This is a genomic window from Tenacibaculum sp. MAR_2010_89, from assembly GCF_900105985.1.
Taxonomy (GTDB): domain Bacteria; phylum Bacteroidota; class Bacteroidia; order Flavobacteriales; family Flavobacteriaceae; genus Polaribacter; species Polaribacter halocynthiae.
This window is the reverse complement of the sequence record NZ_FNUB01000005.1, coordinates 1,943,595-1,959,895: the sequence shown is the minus strand read 5'-3', so window position 1 is coordinate 1,959,895 and position 16,301 is coordinate 1,943,595. Positions and strand designations below refer to the sequence as shown.

The following is a 16,301-nucleotide window of genomic DNA, read 5'->3' as shown; positions in this document are numbered from 1 at the left end:
AAAGAAAACAAAAAACTGATTTTCAAACACTTTAACTATTTCATTAAGTATAATTGTAGTATAAAAATATAACACATCAATACTACTACATAGCTATAAAGCCTTGTTTTATCTAGTATATTTGTAAAGAATTTATTAATTGTTTCCCCTTTTTAGTAATTTCAATTATTAAGCTATCAAAACAATCATTCCCTTGAAAAATTAAAAAAATTTCATCCCTGTTTTTGATAGCTTTTTTATTTTTTACTATCACTTCTAAAACAATACAAGTTTTTAAACTTACAAAGAGTCGTCTTTTCAATATTTATAATTGAATAAAACTTCTATAATTAACTAACGCTGTAAACAGCTGTAAACAAAAAAAAACACCTTAAAAAGGTGCTTTTTTATTCAATAAAAGTTTTTTTAAATACTAATTTTCTTTAAACTAGGTGTTTTCTCAACAAAACCTTCTAAAACTTTAAAAAAGTTTAGTATATCTTCCTTCTCATTATTTGCATTAATCGTAACTAACCTAATGAAAGTATTTTCTTCAAAAGAACCAAAGCCAACAACAGTTACTTGATGTTCATACAATGCAGTACAAAGCTCAGTAGGATCAATATTTTTGTAATTAAAACAAATAGATATTGAATCATTAAAACTATATAATGTATAATCAGAATTATTTCTAATATAATCAAGAGCAACATTAGCTAGTTCAAATTGCTTATCTACAATATTTCTTAACCCTTTTCCTCCTACAGATTTCCATAATGTCCAAAATTTTAAAGCATCATTTCTTCTACCACATTGAAAGGACGTTTTACCTAAATTAAAATCATCGCCATCAGTTTGATACAAATAATCAGCATCATTACTAAATGAATCGTACAACTGCCTTTTATCATTTACTAAGATAATTGAACAAGTTAACGGTGTACCAAGCATTTTATGCGCATTGTAACTAAAAGAGTTTGATCTTTCTACTCCCTTTAGAAGATGTTTATATTTTTCGCTAAAAATTACACTTCCACAATAAGCACCATCTACATGAAGCCACATTTTATACTTTTCTGTAATATTAGCAATATCATCAATTGGATCAAAAGCACCTAATACTGTTGTACCTGCCGTAGCATTAACATAGGTAGGTATAAATCCTTTATTTATATCTTTAATAATTTGCTCTTCTAACAATTCTGGAATCATTCTTCCTTTAGAATCAGCTTTTATATATCGTATATTATTTCTTCCTATTCCTGTAAAACTAACATTTTTAGAATTTGAGTAATGAGATTCCTTTGACGTATAAACAGTTAATGGCTTAGACATCCCTTCTAATCTACATTTGGGATCTTTAGCATCACGTGCCATTACCAACGCCATATAATTGCTCATTGAACCTCCTGTTGGAAATGTACCATTACTTTTAGCTCCATACCCTATTAAATCACAAGATTGTCTAATAATTTCTTGTTCAATACCAACTTGAGGACCAGCCACCTTGTATGTATACATACTATTATTAAGCATTACTGCCAATAAATCACCTAAAATTGCTTTACTCTGCCTTCCTCCAAAAAGTTGATTAAAAAACAATTTAGTTGCTGTTTTTGGAGTTGAAACAAGAATTTGACGTAATAACGTTTTAAATTCATCATCTATCATTCCTGAATCATTAAGAGATAAATCAATTGAATCGTATAATTTTTTTGCGTCAATTCTCTCAGCAACAGGAGTACTTTCCTCTTCTTTAATAAGAGTTTCTACTAGCTCATTAAATAAAGTTAAATCATTATTTATATTAGACATTTTTACTCTTTTTAAATTTTATTATTAATTAAACTGTCGTATTATAAGTTAAAAATCTACTTATAAAAGTTTTTGTTTTTTCATCATAAGCTCTACATTCACGAATTGGCTTTGCATATAAATGAAGTGACATACTTCTTTGTTTAGAAACATTTTCCAAGCTATGAAATCCCATAAAATCTTTCATGTAAGTAACTTCATTAGGTTTAGAAACTGTTGATTTAATAGCATATAACTCTCCTTCTTCATTCTCTTTATATATAACCTCTCTAAATTTACCATCAATAACTTTCACCCAACACTCTTCACCTCCATGATCGTGTATTGGAGTAGCATGTCCTTCACACCAACAAATTAATATCAGTTCAAAATTTTCATTATTAATGATGCAATTTCTAGTATAACACTCGTTAGACCAGGAACTATATTTATCAAATGCGTTCGGTTTAAATTTTATGGATTGTATTATGTGACTAAAAGTCGTCCTCTCTCCCTCAGTGAGAGCAGTAATTAATTCATCTAATGATTGTGGTACTTTTGGAGTGTGTTCGCTAGAATTCAAATAGGTTTCTACTTTTGGGGTTCATTTAATTTACAAATTCAAGGTCATTCCTTAAATCCAACTAAATAATTTAATATGATTAATTCAATCATGCTAAGTTTAACAAATATAGCCAATTTTATGATTTTTATTATTTTTTTAGCTTAAAATATATAAAAAAACACCAATTCTGATCATTTTTTGAGTACTTTTCAAAACCTTTAAAATATTTTTAATAAACTCATAAGTTATTTATGCACATAAAAGTACACAACTAACCAAAAATTAAACCATTATGCAAGACCCAAATTTAACAATCAAGATAGCTGTATTAATAGTCTATGTTGGAATACTTTTTTTAATTGGAATATTTGCCTCAAAACGAATAAAAAGTATGAGTGACTATTATGTAGGTGGAAAAAACATGGGCTTCTGGGCTGTTGCTTTTTCTGCAAGAGCAACTGGTGAATCTGGTTGGTTACTCATTGGTTTAACTGGAATGGGTGCTATGGCAGGATATTCTGGATATTGGGTTGTTGTTGGTGAATTATTAGGTGTATTTGTTTCTTGGCAGTTTATGGCTAAACGTTTCAAGAAAAGATCAGATTCCTATGGAGCAATTACTATCCCTGATTATCTTCATAGTCATTTTAAATCAACAACTCAAACACTACGAATTTTAGCCGCATCAGTATTAGTAATTTTTATAGTTATATATGTTGCTTCTCAAATAGATGTTACAGGAGTTGCTTTTAGATCTATGCTAGGAATTGATTATAAAATAGGGGCTTTAATTGGATTTTTAATAGTACTTGCTTATATATTTATTGGGGGGTTTGTTGCCGCAGTTTGGTCAGATTTATTCCAAGGATTACTCATGTTCTTTGGTCTCGTTTTATTACCAATAGTAGTTTGGTTTTCTATGGATAACGGAACTGGAGTTACTAATAGTTTAAATGCTATAGACCCAACATTAACACAAATAATGGGAAGAAGTGAAGATGGATGGATGAATCTTTTTACAATTTTAGGGTTTTCTATGATTGGTTTAGGTTTTCTTGGTTCCCCTCAGGTTTACGTCCGATTTATGTCTATAAAAAACAAAAAAGAAATAGATAAAGGTAAATGGATTGCTGTTATATTTACATTGTTAACTGATGCAGCGGCAGTAACTATAGGAATTCTTGCTCGTATTTATTTTACAAAGGAAGGACAAGATCCTGAAACCATTCTAGGAAATAACGGTGAAGATGTATTAAGTATGATTACTGAAAGCTTTTTACCCACAATACTGGTTGCTGTTTTTATCGCAATCGTTTTATCTGCAATAATGTCTACTATCGATTCGCTTTTAATTTTAGCATCAAGTGCTATTACAAGAGATTTTTATCAAAAAATATTTCGTCCAGATATAAAAGATGAAAATCTTACAAAAATATCAAGAACTTCAACTATTATAATGGCATTTACAGCATTAATAATTGCTATTATAATGAATTACATATCGCCTGACAGACAAATATTCTGGGTAATCATTTTCGGTTGGTCTGGTATAGCAGCTACTTTTTGCCCAGTTATTATTCTCTCTCTTTTTTGGAAAGGTTATTCAGAAAAAGGGGCTATTGCTTCCATGATATCAGGCTTTATAGCTGTAATACTATTTAATTTTGTTTTTAAAGAATTAGAAAATATAGGTGAATACTTTGTTGCTCTTGACGTACTTGCTCCTTCTTTTCTAGTTTCAATGATTATTGGTATTATTGTATCAAAAATATTTCCTCCAAGAGCAGAAGCTATTAAAATGATTGATGAAATTGATTCAAAACCTGAAAAATAACACCTTATACTTTATCATATAAAAGCATAAAAAAAGCTCAAGTTAATAACTTGAGCTTTTTTAAACTATTTAAAAACCAAATTATGGTCTATATGTTATTTTACGCATACGTAAGCTCTCAGGAGTAACCTCTAAATATTCATCTCCTTTAATATACTCCATACATTCTTCTAAAGAGAAATCAATTTTTGGAGCAATCTTAACACTATCGTCAGTTCCAGAAGAACGTACGTTTGTTAATTTTTTCCCTTTAATTAAATTCACTCCCATATCATCAGACTTAGCATTCTCTCCTACTACCTGACCAATATATATTTCTTGGTTAGGATCAATAAAAAATCTACCTCTATCTTGTAATCTATCAATTGCATATGCAGTTGCTTTACCAGCTGCAGAAGAAACTATCGCTCCTTTTATATCTTCAGTAAAATCACCTTTAAAAGGTCCATACTCACTAAATCTATGGTTAATAATAGCCTGACCAGCAGTAGCAGTTAATATTTTATTACGTAAACCTATTAATCCTCTTGAAGGAATTGTAAATTCTAGGTGTTGTAAATCACCTTTAGGCTCCATTACTAATAAATCACCTTTTCTAAGAGATACTAAATTAATAGCTTTAGATGCAACATCTTCAGGAACATCAATAGATAATGTTTCATAAGGCTCACATTTAACACCATCAATTTCTTTTAAAATTACTTGAGGACGACCTACTTGTAATTCATACCCTTCACGACGCATTGTTTCTATCAATACAGATAAATGAAGTACTCCACGACCAAAAACATTAAATTTGTCTTCAGAATCAGTAGTATCAACACGTAATGCTAAGTTTTTTTCCATTTCTTTAAATAAACGATCACGTAAGTGACGAGAAGTAACAAATTTTCCTTCTTTACCAAAGAATGGTGAATTATTAATAGTAAACAACATACTCATTGTAGGTTGATCTACTTCAATTCTAGGTAATGCTTCTGGCGCTTCAATATCAGCAATAGTATCACCAATTTCAAAATCATCAATACCTGTTACAGCACAAATATCTCCACTACGTACTTTATCTGTTTCAACCTTACCCATTCCTTCAAAAACGTGTAATTCTTTAATACGTACTTTTTTATTTGTACCATCAGCCTTACAAAGCATATAATCTTTGTTCTTTTCTAAATCTCCTCTAAATACACGTCCAATAGCAATTCTCCCTTTAAAAGAAGAATAATCTAATGAAGTAATTTGCATTTGTGGACTTCCTTCACGGTAAGGAGCTTCAGGAATTGTTTCAATTACCGCATCTAATAAATCGATAATATCTGTTTTTTCATCTTTCCAGTCTGTACTCATCCATCCATTTTTAGCTGAACCGTAAATTGTTTTAAAGTCTAATTGATCTTCTGTTGCTTCTAAAGCAAACATTAAATCAAATACTTTTTCATGTACTAAATCTGGTGTACAGTTTTCTTTATCTACTTTATTTACAACAACGATAGGTGTTAATCCTAACTCTATTGCTTTTCCTAATACAAAGCGAGTTTGAGGCATAGGACCTTCAAAAGCATCAACCAATAATAAAACACCATCGGCCATTTTTAATACACGCTCTACTTCTCCTCCAAAATCGGCATGCCCAGGTGTGTCAATTACATTGATTTTTACATCTTTATAATTTACAGATACATTTTTAGATAAAATAGTAATACCACGTTCACGCTCTAAATCATTATTATCTAATAATAAGTCAGTACGTTCTTTACGGTCATCTAAAATTTTAGCTTGATCTATAATTTTATCAACCAAGGTAGTTTTTCCGTGGTCAACGTGTGCTATAATAGCGATGTTTCTAATTGATTGCATTTTGCTACGTTAAATTTGGCGCAAAAGTAGTGTATTATTATTAAAAAAATATGAATTTTGAAATACGAATTTTAAAAATGTGCCCGAAAGGTTAATTAACTAGCTATTAAATCAATATATTTTTCTATTTGCTATTAATTTATTTTTCCTTTTTTTCTGTTGAATCATCATCTTCTCTAAAGGCACTTGGAAGAATATCTGGTATAAGTTTTATTAATAAAGGTAGCAATAAGGCTCCTCCTGGCAACATAAAAATTGTAAACGCAGGAACAGCCTTACAAATGTCTAACATTTGTTCTTTTACCTTATTTCTTTCTTCACTTGTTAAAGAAGTAGTTATTGACTTTTTTATTAAAGAAACCAACTCTTTGCTTTCTTTAAGTTCTTTAGCTAATCTTTTTTTATTTTTTTGAATAGCTTCTTTTATTTCGTCAACAGTATTCATTAAAGTTTACGACGTGCTTTTTCTGTTTTTAATAAATTTAATTCTCTTGAGGTTTGCCCTGCTACTGAGGTATTTTCTTCTGCTCTACGAATTAGGTACGGCATCACATCTCTTACAGGTCCAAACGGAACATACTTAGCTACATTATAACCTTCTTCGGCTAAATTAAAACTAATATGATCACTCATACCATATAATTGACCAAACCACATACGTTTATCACTTACAGCTATATTATGTTTTTTTGCTAACTCCATTAGTAAAAAAGAACTTTCCTCATTATGTGTTCCTGCAAAAATAGCCATGTTTTTATGCTCCATCATATAACGAACTGCTTCATCATAATTGGTGTCTGTTGCTTGTTTGTTTACACAAATTGGAGACTCATATTCTTTTTCTTCAGCTCTAGCTCTTTCTTTTTCCATGTAAGCTCCTCTTACCACTTTCATTCCAATGTGATAACCTTTTTGGTGTGCTCTTTGGTGTAAATTACGTAAATACTCCATTCTATCATGACGATACATTTGTAATGTATTAAACACAATAGCTTTTTCTTTATTGTAAATTTCCATTAATTCTTCTATCAAATCATCTGCGGCATCTTGCATCCAACTTTCTTCAGCATCAATTAATAAAGGAACATCTTTTTTAACTGCGGCTTTACATACAGTATGAAAACGATTTACAACTCTATCCCATTCGCTTTTTTCATTAGTTGTTAACTCTTTTCCTTCCGTTAATTTTTGGTACAAAGCAAAACGTCCAAAACCTGTAGGCTTAAATACAGCAAATGGAATTGATTGTTTTTCTTCAGAAAACTGAATTATCTTTAAAATTTTATTTAAAGCTTCGTCAAAACTAGCTTCTTCAGCTTTACCTTCAACTGAATAATCTAAAACACTAGATACTCCACCTTTATTGTACATTTCTTCTATTGTTGGAATACAGTCTTCTTCTGTTACTCCTCCACAAAAATGATCAAATACTGTTGACCTAATTAATCCTTCTACTGGTAAATGTGCTTTTAAAGCAAAGTTTGTTACTGCTGTACCGATACGAACCATTGGTTGATTTTGTATCATTCTAAATAAAAAATACGCTCTTTCTAACTCTGAGTCAGATTTTAGTTTAAATGCTGTTTGTGTGTTGTCAAATAGTTTCATCAACTAAGTACTATTATTGTTTAATTTGAAAAACAAATATAACCGACTAGTATGACATATATCAATTTTTTCTATTTAATTTGCACCTTTATAAAATAATAGAAAATGACATCAATTCAGGCAGTAACATATCCTATCCATTTTGAAGAAAAAGCATACGATGAATTGGCTAAAATAATAGCTACTAAAAATTACTCGTCTATTTTTATTTTAGTAGATGATAACACACTAGAATGTTGTTATCCTCGATTTATGCAATTATTGAATACCAATAAACCTATAGAAGTTATCCAAATAACTCCTGGAGAAGTTTATAAAAATATTGAAACTTGTGTTGGTGTATGGAATGCTATGACTGAATTAGGTGCTGATAGGCGTAGTTTATTAATTACCTTAGGTGGTGGTGTTATTACTGATTTAGGTGGTTTTGTTGCTTCTACTTTTAAACGTGGTATTGATTTTATAAACATCCCTACAACTTTACTAAGTATGGTTGATGCTTCTGTTGGAGGTAAAACAGGAGTAGATTTAGGTGTTTTAAAGAATCAGATTGGAGTTTTTGCTAATCCAGAAATGATTGTAATTGACCCTGAATACTTACATACTGTAACTCCAAGAGAAATTAGATCAGGTACTGCTGAAATTATTAAATATGGAATGACTCATGATATTAATTTATTCAACCAAATTAAAGATAATCCTGAGCTAAATATTGTAGACTTAATTCATCGTTCTATTGAAATAAAAAATGAAGTAGTTTTAGAAGATCCTAAAGAAAAGAGTGTTCGAAAAGTCTTAAACTGGGGTCATACAATTGGTCATGGTATTGAGTCTTATTTTTTAGAAAGCGATGCAAAAGAAAACTTAACTCATGGTGAAGCTATTGCCATAGGTATGGTTTGTGAAGCGTATATTTCTCATAAACTTTTAGGCTTTCCGAAAGAGAAACTTACGGATATTAAAAAAGCTATTATTGCCATATACGGTAAAACTAATTTATTAGAAGATGATTTTACTCCTATTTTTGATTTAATGAAGCACGATAAAAAGAATGTTGGTGGTGAAATTAACTTTGTTTTATTAAACGATTACCAAAATTTTAAAATTGATTGTAAAGTTCAAAATCAACTAATTAAAGATAGCCTTGAGTTTTATAACTTATAAAAACAAATAAAATTTCTTTACTGAATCAGTTCTTCAAAACCTCTGATTATAATAATCTTATTAAAAAAACTTATACTAACCGTATAAGTTTTTTTCTATGCTTTAAGTTTATTTTCTTAATCAAATCCTAAACAATATTTCATAAGTGAATAGAAAACTAAAGAAATATAGTTTTCTATTCCAAAAAACTCACATTATCTTAAAGTTAACTTCATACTACTCAAATACTATCCAAATAACATATCATATTACCATAAGTTATTTTTGATTGTTTTTTTTCATTAATATCACCAAATAATTAACATATTCATAAGTTTTAATAGAATTAATTAAGAGTATGATAATTATGATTTTACCATATAATAACACCCTGAAATATGAAAAAACCAATTACTTTATTTTTATTTTTATGCTTTACACTTTCCTCTCTAGCTCAAGAGATAGGTTGTGGTACTTCAAGAGCAATGAATAAATACTACAAAGAGAACCCTAAAGAATACGCAGAGTTCCTAAAATTCAATGATTACACAAAAAAGCGAAGTGCTAACAAATTAAAAACCTCAGCAAAAGGTATTTCTGGAAACATTATTATTCCTGTTGTCTTTCACATTTACGGAAGAGAACAAAACGGAGCAACAGTTACGGATGAAAAAATTCTAAATTCTCTACAAATGGTTAACGATGATTTTCATGGATTAAATCCAGATTTCCATACAGTTGACCCATTATTTAAAGATAGACGATCTACAACAAATATTACTTTTAAACTAGCTACTATTGATCCAAATGGTAATCCAACATCAGGAATTGTTGATCATCCTGTAGCTGGTGGTCAAGGAAACTATGACAGCCCTATCGTTGCTGCTGATGCTTGGGACAACTATAAATATATGAATGTATATATAACTGCCGACATTCATGATGATGGTGTAACAACTAATAGCGGTATTGCTTGGTACCCTAACAAAACACATTCTGACGCCAAGCGTGCTCGTGTAACTTATAACGGTCGTTACTTAAAAGGAAATACTGATGATGAATTTGCTTCTATATTAACCCATGAATTTGGACATTGGTTAAACCTATTACATACTTTTGAAGGTGGATGTTCTAGTATAAACCAAGACTATGTAGAAGACACTCCACAAGAAGACGTAGCTTCAGCTGATGATTTTTGTTTAGCAGGAGCTACTGATTGTGGTGATTCATTAATTAACTATGAAAATTACATGGGGTATGATTCTACCGGTGGATGTGCAAAAATGTTTACAAAAGGACAAACAGATAGGATGTATGCTGCTTTAAATCATGAAGCTAGATTTCCTTTATGGCAAAATGCTAATCTAGTTGCCACTGGTACTGGTGGTAGTCTTGCTGTAACTACTAGAATGCATGATGGGTCAAAATGGAAAGAAAATGCATCTTGGATTGAAGTATGTCCTGGCACTAATGTTAAAATAGGAATACAAAATGTAGGATTAAATAATGTAGAAATTTTAAAACCAAATGGAGAAATAGATACCACTCCTGACGCTAGTACCTATTGGAACATTAATAATGTTCAAGAAAGTGATGCTGGAGCTTACCTAATTAAATATACAGATGCTAACGGAAATTTTGGTTTTGGTACAGTTAGACTTTATGTTGGATTTAAAGTTAGACCATGGGTACAATACGATAATACTACTACAAACTGGTTCAACTTAAATAAACTTAAAGCTTGTCCTGGCTCTAATATTAGCATAGGTATGCAAGCTAATAGACCAGGAACCTCAACCTTAAGACTACCAAATGGTAATTTACACACAGTTGCTGCTGACAATGGGGTTTGGAAATTTAATAACATCACTACTCAAGATGCAGGTGTATATACCATATTATATGACATGGGAGGCTGTACATATTCTACTCAAGTAGAATTAATAACCGAGAACAATATTACTCCTTGGGTAGCTTTAAACGGAAAATGGGTACAACGATCTTTTGTTGAAGCATGTGTTGGTGAAAAGGTTCATTTAGGAATAAAAAATATTGGTTTAGAAAATGTTACTATTACTGGACCTAATAATTTTTCTGATAACACTCCAGATCTTGGAACTGGATTTGAATTCACAAGTATTACTGATCAAAACTATGGAACATATACTATTACATGGAATGACCCTGCTTCTTGTTCTGGGTCAGTAGAACTTGAAATAAGACCAAGAAGAGAAGCTTTAGATGGTTGGGTGAAAGACAATGCTAACAAATGGACAAAAAGTAGAACTTTATTTGCATGTGAAGGAGATAATATTGCCTTAGGTACTAACACAAAATATGGTGTTGAAAATATGAAAATTACATACCCTGATGGTACTGTTGATACAACACCAGATTCAGCTACTGCCTGGGATATTAATAATATTCAAAAATCACACGAAGGAGTATACAAGTTAGAATTTAATAACGGACAATGTTATTCTTCAACAACAATTACTCTTAAAGTTGGCATAGAAGATTTAACCAATAAAATAGAACATAAAATTAATAGTGCTAACTTTAATAGTACTACAAATAATCAAGTTACTATAAAAACAGGTGATGAAATTAGCTTAAGATTACCTAGTACTTCTTTTAACGGAACTATTAATTGGACAGGCCCTAATAATTTCAGTTCGAAATTAAGTACTGCAAAAATTACAGAAAATGCAGATTCAAACCTTCATGCTGGAATTTATACTGCTACAGTTACTAATACTACTACTTGTAATGCAAATGCTGTACAAACTATTACTTTTGAAGTTAAATTTGACGGAGTTATTACTACTCCTGATCCAATTGATGCAGGAACAGTTTCTACTACTGACGATAAAACGCAAATAACAACTACAACTGGAGATGGCATTGCTGATGTTATCGCTTTCAAAAATACAAGCACCTCTAATACTAATTATTCTTATTTAATTACTGATGAAGTTGGTAAAATTTTAACTTCTGAAAAATCTTCACATGATTTTGAAGGAGCAACAATAGGAATATGTAAAGTGTATGGAATTGCTTTTGAAGGAAATTTACAGGTTACCAATAAAAACATTTCAGATATTGGATTAGCAACTGGTGATTTTGATGTATCTAATAATTTCATTACAGTTACAAGAATAGAAGATATACCTGCAGATACAGAGGCTCCTTCTACTCCTAGTAACCTTACTGCTTCTAACATTACACAAACCTCTTTAACTTTAAACTGGTTGGCGTCTACAGACAATGTAGCAGTTACCGGATATGATATATATCAAGGAGGAACAAAAATAGCATCTATTACAACTACAACATATAATGTAATTAATTTAACAGCTAATACATCATATTCTTTTTCTATAAAAGCAAAAGATGCAAAAGCAAATGAATCAGTAGCTAGTACTATTTTAAATATCACTACTAAAGAAGATACTTCTGGAGGATTAACCTATTGTGAATCCGCTGGAACAAGAGTTCAATACGAATGGATTGCTGGAGTAACAATTGGAATATTCTCTAATACTTCTGTTGCTGCAACCTACACAGATTTAACATCTAAAACTATACCTTTAAACATAGGCACAGCTACTAGTACCACACTAACGCCTGGATATCCAGGAACCCCAACCAATGAATATTTCAAAGTGTGGATTGATTACAATCAAAATGGAACTTTTGACACCAATGAAGTTGCTTTTGATTCAGGAACTGCAAAAAAGAATGCACAAACTGGAACTATTACTGTCCCTTCAAGTGCAAAATTAGGAGTAACTAGAATGAGAGTGTCTATGAAATATAATGGCGCACCTGCTAGTTCATGTGGAAATATCGGTGACGGATCTGTTCAAGATTTTAATGTAGATATTACTAATGACGGAAATGTTGTTACTGCTCCAGTTGCAGAGTTTATTGCAAATTCAACATCAGTAGACAAAGGAACTTCTATTTCATTTACTGATCAATCAACAAACTCACCTACTTCATGGTCATGGTCTTTTACTGGTGGAACCCCATCAAGTTCTTCAGTTCAAAATCCTTCAATTACGTATAATACACCTGGTGTATACCAAGTAACTTTAACAGCTACTAATACAGTTGGAAGCGATTCTGAATCAAAAACTGGATACATAACTGTTATAGAACCTGATACTACCCCAATTACCTATTGTGCTTCTTCAGGTACAAGAGTAACTTACGAATGGATCGAAGGAGTTCAAGTAGGTGCATTTAGTAAAACATCTACCGCTGCAACTTATATTGATTTAACAAGTAATACGATACCATTATCTATAGGTGTTGCAACCTCAACAACCTTAACACCTGGATACCCAGGAAACCCTACTCCTGAATATTTTAAAGTTTGGATTGATTACAATCAAAATGGTGAATTTGACACTAATGAGGTAGCTTTTGATTCTGGTACTGCCAAAAACAATGCTCAAACGGGTACTATTACCGTTCCTTCATCGGCTAAATTAGGTGAAACTAGAATGAGAGTTTCTATGAAATATAATGGAGCACCTTCAAGTTCTTGTGGAAACATTGGTGACGGATCAGTTCAAGATTTTACCGTAAATATAACCAATGATGGAACTGGTACAGACACTCAAGCTCCTTCTGCACCTAGTAATGTAGTAGCTTCAAATATAACTCAAACATCGTTAACTTTAACCTGGGCTGCTTCAACCGATAACGTAGCTGTTACTGAATATGAAGTGTATCAAGATGGTAACAATGTAGCAACAACAAATACTACATCATTTGAAGTTACATCTTTAACTGCTGCTACCGCTTATAATTTTTCTATAAAAGCGAAAGATGCAGCTGGAAACGAAGCTACTAGTAATACAATAAACATAACTACTGAAGAAACATCAACTCCTCCTAATGATGGAACTGTTGTATACGTAGATATGGCAGACGTTACAGTAAATTCTAGTAATAGCTGGGCTCCTTTCCAAATTGAAAAAGGAGATCAAAGATATTTTGGCCCTTGGTTTTCTTCAAATGCTATTAATCTAGTAAACTATAATAAAGAAGTAATTTGTGAAGGAAATACCAATAATGCTTCAATTCTTTCAGAAGGAACAATTGTTGGAGTTTCAAGTACTTTTAAATCACAATCTAGCTCATTTATTGTAGCTTCTTCTTCTTATACCAATTGGAATGGAAAATCTGGATACATAGGTTTTAGCTTTAAAATTAGTGGAAATACACATTATGGATGGCTACATGCAACGGTTTCGAATGATGGTAAGTCAATTACTTTTAAAGACTACGCTTACAATAGCGAAGCTGGTAAAGGTTTAACCACTAAGCGACCAACTGTTAGTAAAGCTAATAAAGTTAAATCATCTTTTAGTCCAATAACATCATATCCAAATCCTTTTGAAGAAAATATAACTATAAACGTTTCATCAATTGGTGATAATGACTTTACATTAAGCGTTTATACTATTTTAGGAAAAGAGTTAATACATAAAAATTATCAAAACAATCCTAAGCAAATAGTATTAGGAGATCAAATTAAAACTTCTGGAACTTATTTTATTAGAGTTCAAACAAGCAAAAAAACAGAAACTTTAGTTGTTATAAAGAAATAGTTTATTTCAATTCTCCCCCGAAAACCTCCTAACTTAAAAATTAGGAGGTTTTTTATTAAAGTAAAAATTAATCTATTTAGTAAGAAAAACTCAACTTATAACGTTAAATTTATTCTTTTAATTTCCTCTTGAAGTTCTTTAGGTATTTCGCAAGTATTCTTTAATTGATAGTCTACAATTGTACCGTTTTTATTGTACGTTATTGTTACACATTCTTCTATTAATTCTTTTAACTTAACCCTTGCTCTTTGTATTCTTGATTTAGCTGCTGGTAATGATATATTTAATTCATTAGCAATTACTTTTTGCGATTTTTTTTCTATATCACTCTTATACAAAGGAATTCCATACTTTTTAGGTAAGTAATTTTGAATGACAAAACTTGACAAGTCACAAACACAAATTCCCTCATCATTTATTTCAGAATATGTACTTTCTCTATTCTTTTTTACTTTTTCTTTTCTATAATAATCAATTATCAAATTCCTTGCTACCTGAAAAAGCCACGATTTATAATTATTTATCTTTTCTCCTTTATTTAATACTGCATACAATTTAAGTCCTATTTCTTGCAAAATATCTTCTGCATGAATCTTATCTTCAATTTTTGACTTTACAAAATTTAATAAGTGACTATTATATGTATTCCAAATTGTATTAAATTCCATTTGAAAATTTCTTTTTTTAAACTCCTATATAACACTTTTTATAAATGCTTTCATATTGTGGTAATACATGCTCTAATGAAAACAATTCAATGTGCTTCTTTGCATTTATTTTAAATTCATTTAATACTTCATCTTCTTTTAAAACGTAGATAGCGTTTTTAGCCATATCAGCAACATCTCCAACATCACTTAAAAAACCAGTTTTATTATGAATATTAACTTCAGGAAGCCCTCCAGAATTAGTAGATACTACAACCGTACTTGCTGCCATTGCTTCCAAAGCTGCCAATCCAAAACTTTCAGTTTCTGAAGGTAGTAAAAACACATCTGAATAACACAAAATTTTGGCTACTTCATTGCTATTCCCTAAAAACAATACTTTATCTTGGAGCCCTAATTCATTTACTAAATTCTCAGCTTTTATACGTTCTGGTCCGTCTCCAACCATTAATAGTTTAGATGGAATTTCTTTTTGTACTTTATTAAAAATTTTAATAACATCATCAGTACGTTTTACTGGTCTAAAATTACTAATATGAGTTAAAATACGCTCATTTTCATTCGCTAAAGCACTTCTTTGACATTCTGTTTGATGAGCTTTATCGTATTTTTCTCCATCAATAAAATTATAAACAACCTTTATATCTTTATCTATATTAAATAGTCGTAATGTATCATCTTTTAAACTTTGAGAAACTGTTGTTACTTCATCAGATTTATTAATACTAAACTCAACAGCTGTTTTATAAGTAGGATGACTTCCTACTAAAGTGATATCTGTACCATGTAATGTTGTTACTACTTTAACATTTATACCTTTATCTAACAACATTTTTTTAGCCATATAAGCAGCATATGCATGTGGTATAGCATAGTGTACATGCAATACTTCTAATTGATTTTTCTCTACTACTTCAACCATTTTACTTGATAAAGCTAATTCATAAGGCTGGTATTGAAATAATGGATATTCTTCTAACATTACTTCATGAAAATGCAATCTATGTGAAAAAAAATCTAAGCGAACTGGTTGATTGTATGTAATAAAATGTACTTCATGGCCTTTATCAGCAAGTGCCATTCCTAACTCTGTTGCCACTACTCCACTACCTCCAAAAGTTGGATAACACACAATTCCTATCTTCATATTATATCGCTATTAATTTTAAATATGGTTTATGACGTAAATTTACGTTATTGCTTACTTATTTCTGCAAAGATTTTCACAAAAA

General features: G+C 30.7%; 10 protein-coding genes. 3 read left to right on the top strand and 7 right to left on the bottom strand.

The genetic code is table 11. The features are described 5' to 3' along the window. Positions 1–405 precede the first annotated feature (405 nt). Positions 406–1,794, bottom strand: a complete 1,389-nt coding sequence (locus BLV71_RS12090) for a pyridoxal phosphate-dependent decarboxylase family protein (protein ID WP_093870798.1) — start codon at positions 1,792–1,794, stop codon at positions 406–408. 28 nt (positions 1,795–1,822) lie between these two features. Continuing rightward, positions 1,823–2,356: a cysteine dioxygenase gene (locus BLV71_RS12085; protein ID WP_093870797.1), complete on the bottom strand. Its 534-nt coding sequence runs from the start codon at positions 2,354–2,356 to the stop codon at positions 1,823–1,825. A 274-nt stretch (positions 2,357–2,630) separates the two neighbouring features. Here BLV71_RS12085 and BLV71_RS12080 point away from each other — a divergent pair, with 274 nt between their 5' ends. Then, the gene (locus tag BLV71_RS12080) at positions 2,631–4,172 is read left to right on the top strand and encodes a sodium/proline symporter (RefSeq protein WP_093870796.1); all 1,542 of its coding nucleotides are present in this window, start codon (positions 2,631–2,633) and stop codon (positions 4,170–4,172) included. Between the two features lie 81 nt (positions 4,173–4,253). On the opposite strand, the gene typA is transcribed toward BLV71_RS12080, so the two are convergent. The 3 genes from typA to BLV71_RS12065 form a co-directional block, all read right to left on the bottom strand. Then, the gene (typA, locus tag BLV71_RS12075; RefSeq protein WP_093870795.1) at positions 4,254–6,026 is read right to left on the bottom strand and encodes a translational GTPase TypA; all 1,773 of its coding nucleotides are present in this window, start codon (positions 6,024–6,026) and stop codon (positions 4,254–4,256) included. A gap of 139 nt (positions 6,027–6,165) precedes the next feature. Then, a complete protein-coding gene (locus tag BLV71_RS12070) occupies positions 6,166–6,471 on the bottom strand; it encodes an LETM1 domain-containing protein (RefSeq protein ID WP_093870794.1) in 306 nt (101 codons plus the stop codon). Continuing rightward, entirely contained in the window at positions 6,471–7,634 is a 1,164-nt protein-coding gene (locus BLV71_RS12065) for a proline dehydrogenase family protein (protein WP_093870793.1), read from the bottom strand. The genes BLV71_RS12070 and BLV71_RS12065 overlap by 1 nt, the downstream gene beginning before the upstream one ends. A gap of 105 nt (positions 7,635–7,739) precedes the next feature. Here BLV71_RS12065 and aroB point away from each other — a divergent pair, with 105 nt between their 5' ends. Next, a complete protein-coding gene (gene aroB, locus BLV71_RS12060; protein ID WP_093870792.1) occupies positions 7,740–8,798 on the top strand; it encodes a 3-dehydroquinate synthase in 1,059 nt (352 codons plus the stop codon). A 377-nt stretch (positions 8,799–9,175) separates the two neighbouring features. After that, a complete protein-coding gene (locus BLV71_RS12055) occupies positions 9,176–14,401 on the top strand; it encodes a M43 family zinc metalloprotease (RefSeq protein WP_093870791.1) in 5,226 nt (1,741 codons plus the stop codon). Positions 14,402–14,496: 95 nt separating this feature from the next. Here BLV71_RS12055 and BLV71_RS12050 read toward each other — a convergent pair whose 3' ends face one another. Together BLV71_RS12050 and bshA are read right to left on the bottom strand one after the other, a co-directional pair. Beyond that, complete coding sequence (locus tag BLV71_RS12050; RefSeq protein ID WP_093870790.1) at positions 14,497–15,069, bottom strand: sigma-70 family RNA polymerase sigma factor; 573 nt, start codon at positions 15,067–15,069, stop codon at positions 14,497–14,499. Positions 15,070–15,085: 16 nt separating this feature from the next. Next, positions 15,086–16,216 carry an N-acetyl-alpha-D-glucosaminyl L-malate synthase BshA gene (gene bshA, locus BLV71_RS12045; protein WP_093870789.1) on the bottom strand — a complete coding sequence of 377 codons (1,131 nt, stop codon included), beginning with the start codon at positions 16,214–16,216 and terminating at the stop codon, positions 15,086–15,088. Positions 16,217–16,301: the final 85 nt, after the last annotated feature.